Source organism: Myceligenerans salitolerans, assembly GCF_017349295.1.
Lineage (GTDB): Bacteria > Actinomycetota > Actinomycetes > Actinomycetales > Cellulomonadaceae > Myceligenerans > Myceligenerans salitolerans.
Genome location: NZ_JAFMPK010000027.1, coordinates 16,138 through 33,542, shown reverse-complemented (window position 1 = coordinate 33,542; position 17,405 = coordinate 16,138). Strand labels below are relative to the sequence as shown.

Sequence of the window (17,405 nt, the reverse complement as noted above, 5' to 3'; positions counted from 1 at the left end):
TGCGGCGGCCGCGCCTCAGCTCTCGTCGCCGAGAATCTCCCGCAGCGCGGCGTCGACATCCGCGTGCTCCTCGGCAGTGGACGCCCGCCGGGCCGGGTAGCCCGCCGGGTCGTCCAGGTCCTCGGTGACCGGGAGCAGGTCGGGGTGGTCCCACACGCTGTCGCGCGCCGCCTGGCCGCCGTCGTTCGTCAGGACGGTGAAGAGGCGGGCGGCGTCGCGCGAGCGGCGTGGCCGGAGCTCCAGCCCGACGAGCGTGGCGAAGGTGTGCTCGGCGGGGCCGCCGGCGGCACGACGCCGGCGGATCATCTCCCGCAGTGCCACGGAGTGCGGCAGATGCGGAAGCGCCGCGGCCGCCGCGACCTCGTCGACCCAGCCCTCCACCAGCGCGAGCGTGGTCTCCAGCCGGAGCAGTACCGCCTTCTGCTCGTCGGTGTTCTGCAGGCCGAACACACCGCCGGAGAGCGCGCCGCGCAGCGCGTTCGGGTCCGACATGTCGATGTCGCGCACCTGGGACTCGAGCACGTCCAGGTCGATGGTGATGCCGCGGGCGTACTGCTCCACGATCCCCAGCAGGTGCCCCCGCAGCCATGTGACGTGCGTGAACAGGCGGGTGTGCGCCGCTTCCCGCAGGGCGAGGAAGTGCCGCACCTCGTCCGGCGGGGCGTCGAGGCCCTCGGCGAACTTCTCGACGTTGGTGGGCAGGAGCACGGTGTGCGTGTCGTCGAGCAGCGGCAGGCCGATGTCCGTGGCGCCGAACACCTCTCGCGACAACGTCCCGGCTGCCTGGCCGACCTGCATCCCGAAGACGGCGGAACCCAGCCGGCGCATCATCTGTGCGGGGTCCATGCCCAGGCCCGCCAGGGCGCCGGCCGGCATGCCGGGCATCGCCACGCCGTCGTCCACGCCGTCCGGGAGCTGGTCGGCGAGCACCGTGGCGAGGGCGTCGGCGACCGACGCCGCGACGGGTGCGGCAAGCTTGTTCCAGGCGGGTAGCGTCGCCTCGACCCACTCCGAACGGGACCACGCACGCGCCGTCCCCACCGACGGCGGCAGGTCGGTGACGGCGTCCAGCCACAGCTCCGCGACGGACAGGGCGTCGGTGGCGGCCTTGGCCTGGCTACCGGTGAGCGAGGGGTCGCCCTCGGCGACGGCGACCTGGCGCGCCACGTCGTGCGCGACGTCGGAGTTCACCGGTCCCGTCCCGGGCTCGGCCAGCATCCGCTGCACCTGCGAGAGCGCGAACTGCATCATCATCGGGTCCTGGGCACCGGACATCGTCGAGGGGTCGAAGCCGCGCGCCCGCATCTCGGCGAGCACCTCGTCGGCACCGTCACCGAGCATGGAACGGAGCATTTCCTCCCACGGCTGGTCGCCGCGGCTGGGGTTGTCGGTCATGTCGCTCCTCGTTCGTTCGGCGGGACGCCCGCGGGCCTCCCTGGGGCCGCTGGGGACGTCCCCGGTGGCCACCGTATCCACGTGTGGCCAACTCCGGGGACCACGGAGCGGGTTCCCGACTTCGCTCTCGGCGCACAAGCACACGGACGGGGCCGGCTCGCAGGGATCCTCCAGGCGGATGAGGGATGATGAAGCGGTGACGTCGAGCGACCTCGAGAACCCCACGCCGTCCGGGCGGGCGTCCATGTCCGGCGCCGGCTCAGCGACCTCTTCCGGCGGCCCCGCCGCGGACGGGGAGGCCTCCCGGCACGTCGTCGGGTACCCGGACGCACCACCCGTCACCCGCCGTACCGTCACGCTGGGTGTCACCCTGCTGCTGACCGCGGCGCTGGCCGCCGTCGCCCTGGTGCTGCCCGCTCCGTACGCGGTGCGTGCGCCGGGCCCCACCGAGAACACGCTGGGCGAACAGGACGAGACACCGCTCATCGAGATCGACGGCACGCGCACGTACGAGTCGACGGGGGAACTGCGGCTCACGACGGTCTCCGTCTCCGGTGGGCCGGGCTACCCGGTGAGCGCCGGGCAGGTCGTGCAGGCATGGCTGGACCCCACGCGTTCGGTGGTCCCGGTCGAGGCGATCTTCCCCGAGGAGACGAGCGCCGAGGAGCAGCAGGAGGTGAGCCAGGCGGAGATGGTCAGCTCCCAGGAGTCGGCCACCGCGGCGGCCCTCACGGAGCTCGGTGAGGACGTGCCGGCCACCCTGGAGGTGGCGGGGGCCGAGCCCGGCACGGGGGCGGAGGGCGTCGTGGCCGAGGGCGACGTGATCGTCTCCTTCCAGGGTGCTCCGGTGGACACGTACGCCGAGCTCATCGACGGCCTCGCGCAGACGGAGCCCGGCTCGGACGTCGTCCTGGGCGTACGGCGCGACGGCGAGACGCGGGATCTGACGATCACCACGGGCGGCGCCGAGGGCGAGGACCGTGCCGTGATGGGCGTCTACATCGATCCCCGTTACGACTTCCCCGTCGAGGTGTCGATCCAGATCGAGGACATCGGCGGTCCGAGTGCCGGGATGATGTTCGCGCTCGGCATCATCGACAAGCTCACCGCCGAGGACGAGGCGGACGGAGAGGTCATCGCCGGGACGGGAACGATGAGCCCGGAGGGGGTCGTCGGGCCGATCGGCGGCATCGAGCAGAAGCTGTACGGGGCGGTGCGCGACGGCGCCACCTGGTTCCTCGCACCCGCGGCCAACTGCCCGGAGGTGGTGGGCAACGAACCCGACGGGCTCCGCGTGGTCCGGGTCGAGACCCTGCGCGACGCCCGCGAGGCGATGGAGAGGATCGGTGCCGGTGACGGCGAGAGTCTCCCCACCTGCCCGGCGTCGTCGTAGATGTGGGAACCTTGTGATCGCCTCGCCCGTTGCCCCTGGGTAGGTACCGACAGTCCGACGAGAGCAGTGAGGTAACAACGCCGTGTCCTTCGCCGTACCGCGTCCCCGGCAGGGTGGCGCTCCCCCCGCTCGCCGACGGAGTCCGCTTGGGGCGGCGATCGTCGCGGTCGCTGTCGTGGTGGTCGCCCTCCTGTTGATGGCCCAGTTCTGGACCGAGATCCTCTGGTTCGACCAGATCGGGTTCTCCCGGGTGATCTGGACCGAGTGGATCACCCGTGGTGTCCTGTTCGCGCTCGGGTTCCTCGTGATGGGCGGCGCAGTGTTCGCGTCGTTCGCCGTCGCGTACCGGTCGCGCCCGATGTACGTCCCCAGCGCCGAGCAGGCGACGCTCGAGCAGTACCGCGAGGCGATCGAGCCTCTGCGCAAGGTCGTGACGTTCGCGGCCCCGGTGCTGGTCGGTTTCTTCGCCGGTATCGCGGCGTCGGCCCAGTGGCAGACCGTCCTGATGGCCATGAACGCCGAGCCGTTCGGCGAGACCGACCCGGAGTTCGGGATGGACATCTCGTTCTTCGTGTTCCTGCTCCCGGCGCTGCGCAGCATCGTCGGCTTCCTCATGGCCGTGGTCATCATCTCCGGCATCGCAGGTGTCGTGACCCACTACCTGTACGGCGGCCTGCGTGTGGGGCCGGCGCAGGGCAACATCCCGCGCACGACGAAGGCCGCACGCATCCACATCGCCGTCATCGGCACGGTGCTCATGCTGCTGTTCGCCGCGAACTACTGGCTCGACCGCTACTCGATCCTCGCGAGCGCGGGCGACCGCTTCGACGGCGCGTCCTACTCCGACATCCATGCCGTGATCCCGGCCAAGGGGATCCTCGCGGTCGTGGCCCTGCTGGTCGCGGTCCTGTTCCTGGCGGCCGCGTTCCGCGGTAACTGGCAGCTGCCGGCGATCGGCGTCGGCCTCATGGTGGTGTCCGCGATCGTGATCGGCGGTATCTACCCGGCCGTCGTGCAGCGGTTCCAGGTCACCCCGAACGCGCAGGAGCTGGAGCAGCCGTACATCCAGCGCAACATCGACGCGACGCTCGCCGCGTTCGACATCAAGGACATCGAGACGCAGAACTACAACGCGACGACCGAGGCCGAGGAGGGCGCGCTCCGCGAGGACGCCGACACGACCGCGTCGATCCGCCTGCTCGACCCGGAGATCGTGTCGCCGTCGTTCCGGCAGCTGCAGCAGAACAAGCAGTACTACAACTTCAGCGACTCGCTGTCCGTGGACCGGTACGAGATCGACGGGGAGAGCCGCGACACCGTCATCGCCGTGCGGGAGCTCAACCAGGACGGTCTCGGCAGCGACCAGCGCAACTGGGTGAACGACCACACCGTGTACACGCACGGCTACGGCGTGGTGGCCGCCTACGGCAACCAGCTCGGCCCGGGCGGTCAGCCGGCGTTCTTCGAGGGCGGGATCCCGTCGGAGGGCGCGATCACCGAGCTCGAGGGTGACTACGAGCCGCGCATCTACTTCTCGCCGTCCACCGTGAACTACTCGGTGGTGGGCAAGCCGGACGACGGCCGCGAGCCGTGGGAACTCGACTACCCGGCCGACGACGCCGACGGCGGGGACCAGGTCAAGACGACGTTCGAGGGCGACGGCGGTCCGAGCATCGGCTCGTTCGGCAGCAAGTTGCTCTACGCGCTGAAGTTCGGGGAGGAGCAGCTGCTGCTCTCGGACCGTGTGACCGAGGAGTCGCAGATCCTGTACGACCGCGACCCGCAGCAGCGTGTGGCGAAGGTGGCCCCGTGGCTGACGCTCGACAACCGGGTCTACCCGGCCGTCGTCGACGGGCGCGTGAAGTGGATCGTCGACGCCTACACGACGACGAACCAGTACCCGTACTCGGCCTACATGCAGATGCAGGAGGCCACCACGGACACGCTCACCCTGCAGCAGGAGGGGGCGCCCGTGAACCTGCCGGCCGAGGTGAACTACATTCGCAACTCGGTCAAGGCCACGGTCGACGCCTACGACGGCTCGGTGGACCTGTACGCGTGGGAGCCCGAGGACCCGGTGCTCCAGACCTGGGAGAACGTGTTCCCGGGATCGGTGAAGCCGCTCGAGGAGATCTCGGGCGAGCTGATGAGCCACGTGCGCTACCCGGAGGACATGTTCAAGGTGCAGCGCAGCCTGCTCACCGAGTACCACGTCACCGACGCGAGCGACTTCTTCTCGGGCAACGACTTCTGGAACAACCCGGAGGACCCGACGTCGGACGCCACGGTGAGCCCGCTGCAGCCGCCGTACTACCTCACGCTGCAGATGCCCGGGCAGGAGGAGTCGGCGTTCTCGCTGACGTCGACGTTCATCCCGGGCGGTAACACGCCGCGGCAGATCCTGACCGGCTTTCTGGCGGCGGATGCGGACGCGGGGTCGACGGCGGGCCAGAAGGACGAGGATTACGGCACACTGCGCCTCCTCGAGCTACCGCGGGACACCACGGTGCCGGGCCCGGGACAGGTGCAGAACATCTTCAACTCCGACCCGGTGGCCGGTGAGCAGTTGCGCATCCTGGAGCAGGGCCGGTCGACGGTGCTGCTCGGCAACCAGCTCACGCTCCCGGTGGGTGGCGGTCTCGTGTACGTGCAGCCGGTGTACATCCAGTCCGCCGAGGGCACGAGCATCCCGCTGCTGCACAAGGTGATGGTGGCGTTCGGGGACGAGGTCGGTTACGCCGACACCCTCACCGAGGCGCTCGACCAGGTCTTCGGCGGTGACGCCGGCGCCGAGGCGGGCGACGCCGAGGGATCGACCGAGGGCGAGGCGCCGGAGGCACCCGTCGACGGTGAGGAGCCCGAGATCCCCGAGGATCCCGCGACCGAGGAGCCCGACGCGGAGCCCACGGCGGACACGGGTGAGGAGCCCGCGGCACCGACCGGGGACCTCGAGGAGGCGCTGCAGCGCGCGGCCGACGCGATGGAGGCCGCCGAGCAGGCGCAGCGTGACGGTGACTGGACGGCCTACGGCGAGGCGCAGGAGGACCTCCAGCAGGCCATCGAGGACGCGCTCGCCGCGGAGCAGGCGGCTGCCGAGTAGAGCAGGCTCCGGTCACACCCGGCGGGCGACGATCATCGAGTTGATGACGTCGCCCGCCGGGTGTTTCACGGCGAGGACGTCGAACCCGGTCATCGTGCCCGGGTCGATCTCCGGGTAGAGAAGCGCGCGCAGGCCGCGCGCGCTGCGCGCCAGCAGGAGCGCACCCGGTCGCATCCGCTCGGCGAGCGACCGCAGCATCGCCGACTTCGCGGCCGGCGTCGCACCCACGAGTGCCGCGAGGACGACGACGTCGTGCCCGGCCAACGGGAACGTGGCCGCGTCGTCGTGCACGACGGTCGTCAGCGGTTCGCCCGTTGCCTCGAGGAACCGGCGAGCGGCGACGACGGCGGCGGGATCGCGCTCGACGCCGACCGCCCGTACGCCGAGCCCGTGCGCGTACCCGGTGGCGGTCAGGGGCAGCGGGCCGCACCCGAGGACGACGACGGAGCGTGGCGCCCGGTGGGCCAGGTGCCGTCGCAGCAGGCGCAGCTCCATGGCGACGAGGTCACGGTAGTTGTCGCGATACGGGAAGTGGCCGAGCTCGGCGGCCGGGTCGGCGGCGGAGGCGACCCGGCCGGACCAGTGGGTCTCGAGCGCGCACTCCCCGCGGGCGCTCAGGTCGCGGAGCCGGTCGACACGTGCGCAGACCTCGGGGTGGGCACGGACCTGGTGCGCGACCGGACCGAGCGTGGTGGTGACGGTCCGGACCACGGCGGAGAACAGGCGGTTCACGACGGGACCGGGTACGAGGGAGTCGAGGGCGGCGAGTTCGTCGGCGAGCCGGACGAGCCGTGCGACGACGGCGTCGGCAGGGTCGGAGAGCGGACGGTAGAGCAGGTCACGGCTGTCGTCCCAGGAGGGCATGGGCAGGAGCTTGGCACGTCGTAACGGTTCGAACACGTGTGACCTGCGTCTCCAGCGCCCGATCGGGTTTGCGTCCGGGTCTGTCGTCGCGTAATGTAGGGATCACCGACGCGGGGTGGAGCAGCTCGGTAGCTCGCTGGGCTCATAACCCAGAGGTCGGAGGTTCAAATCCTCCCCCCGCTACCAGATGAGGCCCTCATCAGCAGAAATGCTGATGAGGGCCTCTGTTATCTCCGGAACTGGCGGTCCGGGGACCGGGCCAGGCCGCGTCGGCGTGTCCTCACCGGGCGCGCCAGGGCGGAAACCGCGGGACCATGGGCTCTGACGGTGCGGCGTCGGCGCGGCGGACAGCACCTCGTGGAGTCGGGACGCGTGACCCGGAGGTGCGTGATGGTCCCTGAGCGTGAGGTCATCCGGCGGCTGGTGGTCCTCGGCGGCGCCCTGTCACTTCTTCTCGTCGGGCTGGTCGGGCCGGCGGCCGCCGAACCGGAGACCCCGGTGTCCTACCCTCCCGGATCGACCGTGACACGGGCGGACCGTCTCGGGTTCGACACGTGTACCGCCCCGTCCCTCGCGGCGCTGCGGGCATGGCGGGGAACGTCGCCGTACACGGCGGTGAACATCTACTTCGGGGGCGACAACCGGGGCTGCCGGCAGCCCGAGCTGACGAAGGCGTGGGTGCGCGACGCCAACGCGTCCGGCTGGAGGATCCTGCCGACCTACTTCGGCCATCAGCCGTACTGCATGTTCGGCACCAAGGAGCACCGGTACGGTGCGAGCACCGCGACCTCGCGTGGAACGGCGGATGCCACCGACGCGGTCGCGCGGGCAGAGGCGCTGGGCCTCCTGCCGGGAAGCGCGCTGTACGCCGACGTCGAGCACTACGACCGTGGTGACGCCGCCTGCCGCACCGCGGTGCGCCGGTACGTCTCCGCCTGGACGAAGAAGCTCCACGCGGCGGGCTACCTGGCGGGCGTGTACGTGCACCAGAACTCCGGGCTGCGGGATCTCTCGGACTCGTACGACTCGGCCACGTACGCCCGGCCCGACGCGGTGTGGATGGCTCGCTGGGACGGTTCGCCGTCGCTGACCGGCTGGCCCACCGCGCCGAACGCGCAGTGGTCCGCGTTCCAGCGTGCCAAGCAGTACGAGGGCGACCACCACGAGACCTGGGGCGGGGTGACGATCAACATCGACTCCGACGTCATCAGGGCACCCGTGGCGAGCGTCGCGTGGCGCCACTCGGTCACCGGCTCGGCGGCGCTCAGGGCCCGCACCGGCCCGTCGACGACGACGTCCGTCGTGCGCACCTACGAGCCGGGCGCCTCGCTACGGGTCGTGTGCCAGGCCACGGGGCAGAGGGTCGGCACGACGACGGTGTGGGACCGGCTGGCCACGGGCGCCTGGGTCAGCGACTACTTCGTCTCGACCCCGTCGAGCACCGGGTTCAGCCCTGGCCTGCCGCGATGTGTCTATCCCGGACAGGTGACGACGGGTTCGCTCAACGCCCGCACCGGCCCCGGCGTGTCCTACCCGACGACCGGCAGGCCGCTGAGCCGCGGCGCACTGGCCTCCGTGATGTGCCAGAAGTCGGGCAGCAGGGTCGGCACCACCTCCGTGTGGAACAAGCTGCGTGACGGACGCTGGGTCAGCGACTACTACGTCTCCAACCGCTCCGACACGACCTGGAGCGCGCCTGTTCCGCGCTGCAGGTGACGGCCGGCCCCGGGGAGCGGGACGGGCATCGTGCATCCGGAACGGCGACCAGCGGGGCTGCCCGCCCGGACTCAACGTGCCAGGAGCGCGGCCGCCGCCGCCCGTGCCGTGAGGAACGCCTCGGGCTGGACCCCGGTGGTGTGCGCGGTGAGCGCGCCCTCGTACATCAGGTGGATCTGCCTGCCGATGGTTGCCGGATCCTGTCGGCCGTCGACCGGCCCGGTGCCGTCACCCAGGGTCTTCTCGGCCAGGTCCACGAACAGCCGCAGCATGTACGCCTTGTCCTCCCGGATCACGGCGTTCCCGGGATGGTCCGTCCCGCCGATCTCGGCGTGCGCGTTCACGAAGGCGCATCCGCGCCGGTTGCGCTCGGCCCAGTCTGCCGCGATGTCGAGCACCGTCAGGAGGCGTTCGCGTCCGGTGGTGCCCGATGCCTCCAGACGCTCGTGCAGATGCTTCCGCCAGATCGCCTCTCGTCGGCGGAGATAGGCGGCCACCAGGGCGTCCTTCGAGCCGAACCGGTCGTAGAGGGTCTTCTTGGTGACCCCGGCCTCGTCGGCGATGCGGTCGACCCCCACGGCGCGAATCCCGTTCGCGTAGAACAACTCGGCGGCCACGGCGAGCACCTTCTCCCCGGCCGGCGTGGCCGGGTTGGGTTCTCTGCGGGGGCGTGCGGTGACACGCGGCATGTCGCCTCCTGTCGGCGTGGTGCGTCGGTGCTGACTGTCCCACCCTCCGGCGAGTGGGTGCACTGCGAGTATACCGACCGGTGTGGTTATATCGCCGCATGGCTCGCCTCGCACCCGCTCTGCTCGTGGTCCTGTGGAGCTCCGGCTTCGTCGGTGCCACCCTGGCCGCCCGCTCGGCGCCCGCCGAGACCACGCTCCTGTGGCGGTACGCGGTCGCGGCACCGCCGATGGTTCTGGTCGTCGCCGTGCTCGGCCGGCGGTACTCCTGGAAGTACCTGCGGCGCGAGGCCGTGCTCGGTGCCCTGGGCCAGGCGGGCTACCTGTACGGCGTGTTCCGTGCGGCGGACGCCGGTCTGCCCGCCGGTACGACGGCGCTGGTCGCGTCGCTTCAGCCCGCTCTGGTCGCCGTCGTCCTCGCGGCTCTGCCCGCGGCCGGGAAGCGGCGCGGGGGCGTGCCGAGCCGGCTCTCCCGATCCGTCCGGCGGCGCCGGTGGCTCGCCCTGACCGCGGGTTTCGCCGGGGTGGTGCTCGCGGTGGGCGGCGACGGCGCCGGCATGAGCGTCGGTACGAGCCCGTCGGCGCTCGGCTGGGCGGCCGCCGGCATGCTGTCGCTCGCCGCGGCCACCCTCCTTGCCGAGAGGTGGCCGCCAGCCGCCGACCACGACGTGCTCGACTCCCTCGCCGTTCAGAGTGTCGTCGCGCTCGTGGCCTTCGGGCTGCTCGCCGTGGCCTCGGGGCGCGCCCTGCCGCCGCCGGCGCCGTCGTTCTGGGTGGCCGTCGTCTGGCTCGTCGTGCTCTCGTTCGCCGGCGGGTACGGCGCCTACCTCTGGGTGCTGCGAACCTCCGGTGCCGTCGCGGTGAGCGCGTGGCTCTACCTCACTCCCGCCGTCAGCGCCGCCTGGGGTCTGCTGATGTTCGGCGACGCCCTGTCGTGGGCGGCTGCCGCCGGTTTCGCGGTCGCGCTGGCGGCGGTGCTGGGCATGCGGAGCGCTCCGACGAGTACCTCACCGAGGAAAGGAGAACGGATGATGCACCTGCTGAGGTCCATCGCGGCCGCCCTGAGGTCCTTCGCGCGAGCCGTCGACACGGCACACGCGATCCAGCTCGGCCTCCTGGCGCCGGAGAAGCGGCGTCCCGGGCCGTAGGGGAGCCGGGACGCACCGCGGCCCGGCCACTCGGTGGCCGGGCCGCGAGTCCGGCACGTCCTGCGGGCTCGGTGGACGGCCGGCGTGGGTGCCGGGGCCTCAGCGCCGGACGAAGCCCAGGAGCGCCTCGTTGACCTCGGTGGCGTGGGTCCACAGGAGGCCGTGCGGCGCACCCTCGATCTCGACGTACTCGGCGTCGGGAAGCGCCTCGTGGAACGGGCGCCCGGTCGCGTCGATGGGCAGGATGTTGTCCTTGGTCCCGTGCAGGATCAGGGCGGGCTTGCCCGACGCGCGCACGGCCGCGACGTCGTCCCGGAAGTCCTCGATCCAGGTGGGAACCACCGCGTAGGCGGCCAGCGGCGCGCTGCGCGTGGCGGTGTTCCAGCTGGCGGTGACCGCCTCCTGGCTGATGCGTGAGCCCAGCGTCTCGTCGAGGTTGTAGAAGTCGCTGAAGAACTGCGTGTACCAGGCGTACCGGTCGGCGCGGGCCGCCTCGGCGATGCCGTCGAAGACGGACTGCGGCACGCCGGTCGGGTTGTCGTCACCGGCCAGGAGGAACGGCTCGAGGGAGGCGAGGAACGCCAGCTTCGCGACGCGCTCGTGACCGTGGTTCCTCACGTACCGGGCCAGCTCGCCGGTGCCCATCGAGAACCCGACCAGGATGACGTCGCGCAGGTCGAGGGTCTCCAGCAGGGTGTTCAGGTCTGCCGCGAAGGTGTCGTAGTCGTAGCCCGTGCCGACCTTGCTCGACTGCCCGAAGCCGCGGCGGTCGTAGGTGATGACGCGGTAGCCGGCGGCGATCAGCTCGCGCGACTGCAGCTCCCAGCTGTTGCCGTCCAGCGGGTAGCCGTGGATGAGGACGACCGGCTGCCCCGTGCCGTGGTCCTCGTAGTAGATCTCGGTGGTGGTGCTGTTCTCGGTGCCGACGCTGACGTATCCCATGATCCGGTTCCCTTCGGGTTCCTGAGCCGCGGAGAACGATCGTTCTCCGCGTGCCTGCTATCGTAGAGAACGATCGTTCTCCGCGCAAGTGGAGTGCAGCCAGGGCCGCGAGGCCGCGACGGAAGGGGCGGGATGATCGACGAGACGAGCGCGCGGGAGCGCGTCGTACGAGCCGCGGACGAACTGTTCTACGCGCGGGGCGTGCAGGCCGTCGGTATGGACGCGGTACGGGCTGCCGCGGGGGTGTCGCTGAAGCGCATCTACGCGTTGTTCGCCTCGAAGGACGAGCTGATCATCGCCGTGCTCCGCCACCGTACCGAGATCTGGGACGCCGGCCTGGCCTCGGCGGCCGAGCGGGCGACGACCGCGCGCGAACGCATCCTCTCCATCTTCGACTTCCTCGATGCCTGGTTCCGGCAGCCGGACTTCCGGGGGTGTGCGTTCATCAACACGCACGGCGAGCTGGGCGCGAACTCCTCGGCCGTGGCCGATGCGGTCCGCGTGCAGAAGACAGCGTTCCAGGCCTATGTCGCGCGGCTGGTCGACGAGCTGGGTGCTCCGCCCCGCCTCGCGCCACAGCTCGCGATCCTCGCCGAAGGCGCCCAGACCACCGCGGCGATCGCGGGCACACCGGACGCCGCCCACCAGGCCCGCGCCGCCGCCGAGACCCTGCTCGACGCGGCAGTGCGCTGACCGGAGCTCCCGTGGCCGTCGCCGCTACCGGAAGGACCAGCTCCGCACGGCCCGGAGCTGGGCGACCAGGGCGGCGGACTGGCGGCGGCTGGTGATCGTGATCAGCTCGGCGTGTGCGGCGTGCTCGGCGATCAACCGATGGACCCGGGGGCGCATCGTCCTGCGGTAGCCCCAGATGTAGCGCACGAAGCTCCAGCTGATGCGGTCGTAGACCCCGTCCTCGGTGTGCTGGCCCCCGTGGTAGCGCAGCCTGCGCCGCAAGACGCCCGACAGGCAGGTGAGTGCGTCGAGATCGAGGAAGATCACGGTGTCGGCGGCGGCGAGCCGGATCAGGAGCGTGTCCGTGTAGTTGCCCTCCACGAGCCACCGGGGCCGGGCCACCAGCGTGCGCTGGACCGCTGCGAACTCTTCTCTCGGCAGGGGGTTCCAGTCGCCGTCGTAGTAGACGCTGTCCAGGTGGGTCAGCGGGAGATCGAGGACGCCCGCCAGCTGGTTGGCGAGGTACGTCTTGCCCGACCCACCACAGCCGATGATCGCGATCCTCTCCACAGCCAGGAACGTTACCCCCACCCGGCGGTTTTGGCGGTGCCGGGCCGTCACGACGTCCCGGCCGGGCGTCGTCGGCCCGCACGGGTCTCAGCCGTCGTACCGCTCGCGGTACAGCTCGCTCCACCTCGAGGTCGCGGTGCCGTACACCTCGCCCCAGTCGCGAACCTTCTCCCGATAGGCGTTCCCCCAGTTGGCGGCCTTGGTCTCGTAGCCGTAGCGCCAGAGCTGGTTCTTCCGTCCGGAGAAGTACTGCCAGACGGCGTGCTCGGTGGCCCGGTCCAGGACGCCGCGGTCCCCGAGCTCGCGCGCGATGTCCATCCCGGCACGCCCCTCGGACTCGGCCGTCTCCATGAGCGTGCGGCCGTGTCTCTCCGCCTCGGCCATGTTGGCCCGGCCTGCCTCGTCGATCCGGTCCAGCTCGGCGCGTCGCCAGGCGTTCCAGGCGTCCATCAGGCGGGAGTACTCCTCGTCGAGATGGCGCTCCAGCTCGGTCCGGGTGCTCGCGTCGGTGTACGAGCCTCCGCCGGCGTCGGCGATCGCGCGCAGCCCTTCGTGGTCCGCGTGACCCACCCGGAACCCGATCACGTTGACGATCGGGTCCACCCCGCTGTCCGCGAGCTCGCGAGCTGCGGCGACGGGATCGCCGCCGCAGGTCTCCAGGCCGTCGGTGACGACGTAGACGATCGCGTCGGTGGCGTCGCCCGGCACGTCCTGTCTCGCCGCCCGGACGGCACGCGCCAGCGGAGTCCAGCCACCCGGGCCGACGTCGTCGAGCGCGTGCGCGAACCGCTGCGCGTCCGCCTCGTCGTCGTAGACGACGTCGCTCGACGCGCACGACTCCCGCTTGCCGTCCGCGGTGGCGTCGCCCGCGTCGCCGTACACCCGCAAGGACACCGTGGAGTCGTCGGGAAGCCGTTCCACGAACCGCCGCAACGCCGCCTTGGCCTCGTCCATGCGCGTGCCGTCACCGGCGCGTTTCGCCATCGAGCCGCTCGCGTCCAGCACGAGCGCGAAGTGGTTGGTGCCGACGGCCGTCCCCTCGACCGGCTCCTGGTCGGGGCCGGCCGCGGGATCGTCGATCGCGTACTCGAACTCGACGCTCGCCGCCAGCGCCTCGGCGTAGTCGCCGTGGATCTGCCCGAGTACGGCGCGCTGCCACTCCTCGGCCGTGCCCGGTCGCATCGCCAGCACGGCGTCGACGACGGCGTCCTCGTCGAACGCCTCGCCCGCGTAGGGCCCCGGCTCGTACAGCATCAGCTCCTCGGTCGCCGTGAGGTCTCGCGGGGCGTCGTACGCCACGGGAACGAGCTCCGGGACCCCGGCGGAAGGTGTGACCCGGGCCGGTGCGGCGCTGCCCGCCTCGCCTGCCGGCACGGAGGGCCCCGAGGTGCAGCCCGTGAGCGCCACGGCCACCATCACGGCGACCGTTCCGGCCGCACGGTGCGCGCCGGCCGGGCCGCGTGGCCGGACGGCGGGCGTGGACCGGGTGGAACGGCGGGGTGAAGGCATCGGCGGCTCCTCGTGGTGCACCGTGTCAGCGGCTGCGGCGGCCCCAGCATGCCGGTGCGGCGTGCGGCGTCGCAACAGGTGGGACACCGGGGCGCCGGGCCGCCCGGCGGGGGCGGTCAGGCGTTGTGGCTCGTGGCCAGGAACCCGCCGACGCCGATCATCATCACCCCGCCCGTCAGGCCCAGGCCGTCGAGCCGTTCGGGGCGGCGGGCGAACCAGCTCCTCGCCTGGCTCGCGGCGAGCACCCACACCACGTCCGACACGCAGGCCAGGACGGCGAACAGCGCACCGAGCAGGAGCAGCTGCGGCGCTGCCGGCGCGCCGCCGGCGATGAACTGCGGCAGGAACGCCATGAGGAACACGACGGTCTTCGGGTTGGTGACTCCGACGACGAAGCCGGTCCGGACGGCGCCGAGCCCGCTCGTCGTCCGATGCACGGCGTCTTGCTCCAGCGCCGCCCGCGCGTCGGCGCGGTGCCGGATCGCCTGGATGCCCAGGTAGACCACATACGCCGCGCCCACCAGCTTGAGCACCGTGAACGCCGTCGTCGAGGCCGCCACGAGCGCGCCGAGACCGACCGCCGCTGCGACGCCCTGCACCAGTACACCGGAGGCGTTGCCCACCACGGACAGCAGCGCGTCGCGGCGCCCCACGGTCAGGGCCCGTCCGAGGGCGAACAGCAGGCTGGGGCCAGGAATCTCGATCAGCACGATCGAGGCGACCGTGAACGCGGCAAGCTGGGCGAGGGTCGGCACGGTCCCAGTATGCCCCGGTCTCGACCGGAAGCCGCGTTCGTCCCGGTCCTTCCGCCGCGGCGGGGGTGCGGCCGCGCCGCCGGATGGGGTCGGCCGCGGCGGGGGACTACGCCGTCCGTCGTCCGGGGACCGGCGGGTTGGCCGAGCGCTTGCGGTTGGAGGAGGCCCGGCGTGCCTCGCCGTCCGTGACCTCGAAGAGCCCGCCCAGTCCGTCGAGCACACGCCACGCCGGCTGGTTCTCCGCGGCGGGGACCACGGCGCCGAGCACGGGGATCCGGGCCACGAGATCCTCGATGCGCATCGTCCCGTCCGGAGCCGGAAGCTGCTCGTCCACGGCGGCGAGGAGTGACGGGCTGATCAGCGTGCTGCGCACGAGCGACGCGGAGCGGCTGTCGATCTGCTGCGCGTGCATGTGCGAGATCTCGAACCGTTCGGCCAGCTCCGGCAGTTTCGCCTGCGGATCGGCGAACCGGCGTGCGACGAGGATCGTCCGGGCACGCTCGTCCAGGTAGCCGAGAGTCGAAGTGATGCGCTCGTCGAGCGGGCGCTCCAGGTCGCGCGGGGCGGGCGGCGTGGGCGACCCGGTCGGCGCGGGGTGCTGGAGGGAGCGGTACACCATCCGCTGCACGAGAGCGCTCAGCGTCTTGGCCCCGTAGTGCGGGAGGAAACGCAGCTCGGCGATCGTGCGGTCGGTGAGGTCTGCGAAGCTCGTGATGCCCTTCTCGCGGAAGCGCTCCGCGTGGCTCGCGGGGATCTCGAGGTCCGCCATGCTGTCCGTGAGCGCGATCGCGGGGAACATGACGCCCACCGGCGCGGCAGGCAGCTGTTCGATGACAATGCTGGTCAACGCGTTCACCTGGTGCCGGAGCCGGCCCCGCACCTGTGGCTCGAAGTCCCAGGACGACGTCTTGCGGCCGTCTCCCGCGAGGCCGAGCGTGATCAGCCACGGGAACCAGGCCGTCCACGCCGGCCGGACGGCACCGCCCGTCCGTGGCCGTGCGGGCTGCGCGGGACGAGGCCGCGGGGCGCGTGCGGCCGTGTGCGCCGCGGCCTGGACCGCGCGCGCCGAGCTCCGCCGCGCGGTGCCGGACGGTGTTCCGTTCGGCGGTGTGTCGCCGCCGGCCGTGGTCCCCGTGGCGGGGGAGTGGTTCGAGGCCGCGAGGCCCGTCGTCCCGTTCGACGCGCCATCGAGCCCGAGGGTCTGCACCAGGAACGCCCACACGGGCAGGTTGGTACGCGGCACGGTCTCGGTGAGCACGGGATGCTGCGGCAGCAGCGTGGCGAGGGCGACGGTGCTGTTCTGCTGACTCATCGCCTCGGTGAGCGCGTCGTGGTCCGGCCCGCGGGACGCGCCGGCGATACGGGTCGCGGCCCGCCGTTCGAGGTGGACGACGTCGGCGTCGCCGATCCCCAGCTCGCCCGCGAGGCTCTCGTACGGCGTCGGCCGCCGGGCGAGAGCGCGGCTTCGCAGCACGTAGTACTCGTCGTCGGACAGCTCCGCCAGTGCTCCGGCGAGCCGCTCCGTGAGCGAACGACCGGACGTTTCGGGACCCCGGGACCCAGTGTTCTCGTTCGGCAAGGCTCCACTCCTCCACAGGCTGCTGCGGGCGAGAGTACCGGAGTTGGACGGTTGTCCATGAATCCGGAACGCCGCAGTCCTGTGCGGATGTGACCTGCTTTCCTGAAGCTCAGATGAAATGTCGAGATTGTGGGTGAAGAAAAGCGGCGCTGCCGTGGTGGCGCCGCCGCGAGCCGCCGCACCGCGGCCGAGGCGCCCCGGCGCGGTGCGGGGCGGGAGCGCCGGCACGGGCTCCCGCCCCGGGCCTCAGGTGGTGGAACAGGACGCGGTGGGTGAAGTGGTGTTGCCGTTCGAGTACAACGTGATGCCGAAGGTGTTGCCGTTGCCGTTCGGGGTGGCGACGAGCGTGCCGGAGGTACCGTTCACCGAGGCGTTCCACGAGTTCTGGAGTGTCTGGCCCGAGCCGGTCGTGATCGTCACGCGCCAGTTGTTCGTCCCGTTCACGCCAGAACGTCGTGTTGAAGCGGTCACCCCACTGCTCGGCACCCCAGGCGTTGGGGGCGGGCCTCACCCCAGTGTCCCGGGCTCGCCGTACTGCGGCTCGGTCTCCTCGAAGACCAGCAGGGTTCGCGTGCTCAGCACGCCGTCCATGCCCTGGATCTCGTCGAGCACGATGCGCCGCAGGTCGGCGTTGTCGCGGGCCCGTACGAGCATGACGACGTCGAACTCCCCGCCCACCAGCGCGAAGTGCGCCACCCCGGGCATCGCCTCCAGCCGGGCGCGGATGTTGCGCCACTCGGTCTGCACCAGGTTGAGCGTCACGTAGGCCGATGTCGCCAGACCTGCCGCGACCGGATCGATGTCCGCGTGGAATCCGCGGATCACCCCCTCGCTCCGCAGCCGCCGGGTTCGCGCGTACGCGTTCGCCCGGGAGATGTGCAGCGCCTCCGCCAGGGCGCGCATCGACATGCGCCCGTCGTGGCGCAGGGCGTCCAGGATGCGTTCGTCCGTGCCGTCGAGTGCCACCTGTCTCGCCTCCGCCTCGTCGCGTGGGTGCGGTCTGGACGTTCGGCTCCCGGATCGCCCGCGTCACGACACATCTTCTCGACCTTTGCCGGTTCATGGCAACCAGATGG

15 protein-coding genes and 1 tRNA gene are annotated in these 17,405 nt (G+C 71.6%); 6 read left to right on the top strand and 10 right to left on the bottom strand.

From position 1 onward, the window contains the following. Nucleotides 1–15: 15 nt before the first annotated feature. Entirely contained in the window at nt 16–1,395 is a 1,380-nt protein-coding gene (locus tag J0911_RS05570; RefSeq protein WP_207274477.1) for a zinc-dependent metalloprotease, read from the bottom strand. A 196-nt stretch (nt 1,396–1,591) separates the two neighbouring features. Here J0911_RS05570 and J0911_RS05565 point away from each other — a divergent pair, with 196 nt between their 5' ends. After that, the gene (locus J0911_RS05565) at nt 1,592–2,788 is read left to right on the top strand and encodes a YlbL family protein (protein WP_307864927.1); all 1,197 of its coding nucleotides are present in this window, start codon (nt 1,592–1,594) and stop codon (nt 2,786–2,788) included. 82 nt (nt 2,789–2,870) lie between these two features. Further along, the gene (locus tag J0911_RS05560) at nt 2,871–5,888 is read left to right on the top strand and encodes a UPF0182 family membrane protein (RefSeq protein WP_207274476.1); all 3,018 of its coding nucleotides are present in this window, start codon (nt 2,871–2,873) and stop codon (nt 5,886–5,888) included. 12 nt (nt 5,889–5,900) lie between these two features. Here J0911_RS05560 and J0911_RS05555 read toward each other — a convergent pair whose 3' ends face one another. After that, on the bottom strand, nt 5,901–6,752 hold the full coding sequence (locus J0911_RS05555; RefSeq protein WP_207274475.1) for a nicotianamine synthase family protein: 852 nt from the start codon (nt 6,750–6,752) through the stop codon (nt 5,901–5,903). Nucleotides 6,753–6,861: 109 nt separating this feature from the next. On the opposite strand from J0911_RS05555, the gene J0911_RS05550 reads away from it, so the two are divergent. Both J0911_RS05550 and J0911_RS05545 read left to right on the top strand, forming a co-directional pair. Continuing rightward, nucleotides 6,862–6,938, top strand: a tRNA-Met gene (locus J0911_RS05550). A 204-nt stretch (nt 6,939–7,142) separates the two neighbouring features. Then, on the top strand, nt 7,143–8,468 hold the full coding sequence (locus J0911_RS05545; protein ID WP_207274474.1) for a glycoside hydrolase domain-containing protein: 1,326 nt from the start codon (nt 7,143–7,145) through the stop codon (nt 8,466–8,468). Between the two features lie 71 nt (nt 8,469–8,539). On the opposite strand, the gene J0911_RS05540 is transcribed toward J0911_RS05545, so the two are convergent. After that, the gene (locus J0911_RS05540) at nt 8,540–9,157 is read right to left on the bottom strand and encodes a TetR/AcrR family transcriptional regulator (RefSeq protein WP_207274473.1); all 618 of its coding nucleotides are present in this window, start codon (nt 9,155–9,157) and stop codon (nt 8,540–8,542) included. Nucleotides 9,158–9,255: 98 nt separating this feature from the next. Between J0911_RS05540 and J0911_RS05535 the strand changes: the two genes are divergently transcribed. Further along, entirely contained in the window at nt 9,256–10,302 is a 1,047-nt protein-coding gene (locus tag J0911_RS05535) for a DMT family transporter (protein WP_207274472.1), read from the top strand. Nucleotides 10,303–10,401: 99 nt separating this feature from the next. Here J0911_RS05535 and J0911_RS05530 read toward each other — a convergent pair whose 3' ends face one another. Next, nucleotides 10,402–11,244, bottom strand: coding sequence for an alpha/beta fold hydrolase (locus J0911_RS05530; RefSeq protein ID WP_207274471.1), 843 nt, complete (start codon nt 11,242–11,244; stop codon nt 10,402–10,404). A 132-nt stretch (nt 11,245–11,376) separates the two neighbouring features. Between J0911_RS05530 and J0911_RS05525 the strand changes: the two genes are divergently transcribed. Continuing rightward, the gene (locus J0911_RS05525; protein WP_207274470.1) at nt 11,377–11,937 is read left to right on the top strand and encodes a TetR/AcrR family transcriptional regulator; all 561 of its coding nucleotides are present in this window, start codon (nt 11,377–11,379) and stop codon (nt 11,935–11,937) included. Nucleotides 11,938–11,961: 24 nt separating this feature from the next. Here J0911_RS05525 and J0911_RS05520 read toward each other — a convergent pair whose 3' ends face one another. The 6 genes from J0911_RS05520 to J0911_RS05495 form a co-directional block, all read right to left on the bottom strand. Then, entirely contained in the window at nt 11,962–12,486 is a 525-nt protein-coding gene (locus tag J0911_RS05520; protein WP_207274469.1) for a P-loop NTPase family protein, read from the bottom strand. Between the two features lie 87 nt (nt 12,487–12,573). Next, entirely contained in the window at nt 12,574–13,995 is a 1,422-nt protein-coding gene (locus J0911_RS05515; protein WP_207274468.1) for a vWA domain-containing protein, read from the bottom strand. A gap of 116 nt (nt 13,996–14,111) precedes the next feature. Further along, nucleotides 14,112–14,750: a LysE family translocator gene (locus tag J0911_RS05510; RefSeq protein ID WP_207274467.1), complete on the bottom strand. Its 639-nt coding sequence runs from the start codon at nt 14,748–14,750 to the stop codon at nt 14,112–14,114. A 106-nt stretch (nt 14,751–14,856) separates the two neighbouring features. Further along, on the bottom strand, nt 14,857–16,329 hold the full coding sequence (locus tag J0911_RS05505) for a hypothetical protein (RefSeq protein ID WP_207274466.1): 1,473 nt from the start codon (nt 16,327–16,329) through the stop codon (nt 14,857–14,859). A gap of 246 nt (nt 16,330–16,575) precedes the next feature. Then, a complete protein-coding gene (locus tag J0911_RS05500; RefSeq protein ID WP_207274465.1) occupies nt 16,576–16,773 on the bottom strand; it encodes a hypothetical protein in 198 nt (65 codons plus the stop codon). Between the two features lie 63 nt (nt 16,774–16,836). Then, complete coding sequence (locus tag J0911_RS05495) at nt 16,837–17,295, bottom strand: Lrp/AsnC family transcriptional regulator (protein ID WP_307864926.1); 459 nt, start codon at nt 17,293–17,295, stop codon at nt 16,837–16,839. Nucleotides 17,296–17,405: the final 110 nt, after the last annotated feature.

Coding starts and splice junctions, on each gene's coding strand:
- J0911_RS05530 (WP_207274471.1), bottom strand. CDS start 11,244: ATGGGATACGTCAGCGTCGGCACCGAGAACAGCACCACCACCGAGATC.
- J0911_RS05525 (WP_207274470.1), top strand. CDS start 11,377: ATGATCGACGAGACGAGCGCGCGGGAGCGCGTCGTACGAGCCGCGGAC.
- J0911_RS05540 (WP_207274473.1), bottom strand. CDS start 9,157: ATGCCGCGTGTCACCGCACGCCCCCGCAGAGAACCCAACCCGGCCACG.
- J0911_RS05570 (WP_207274477.1), bottom strand. CDS start 1,395: ATGACCGACAACCCCAGCCGCGGCGACCAGCCGTGGGAGGAAATGCTC.
- J0911_RS05555 (WP_207274475.1), bottom strand. CDS start 6,752: ATGCCCTCCTGGGACGACAGCCGTGACCTGCTCTACCGTCCGCTCTCC.
- J0911_RS05545 (WP_207274474.1), top strand. CDS start 7,143: ATGGTCCCTGAGCGTGAGGTCATCCGGCGGCTGGTGGTCCTCGGCGGC.
- J0911_RS05535 (WP_207274472.1), top strand. CDS start 9,256: ATGGCTCGCCTCGCACCCGCTCTGCTCGTGGTCCTGTGGAGCTCCGGC.
- J0911_RS05515 (WP_207274468.1), bottom strand. CDS start 13,995: ATGCCTTCACCCCGCCGTTCCACCCGGTCCACGCCCGCCGTCCGGCCA.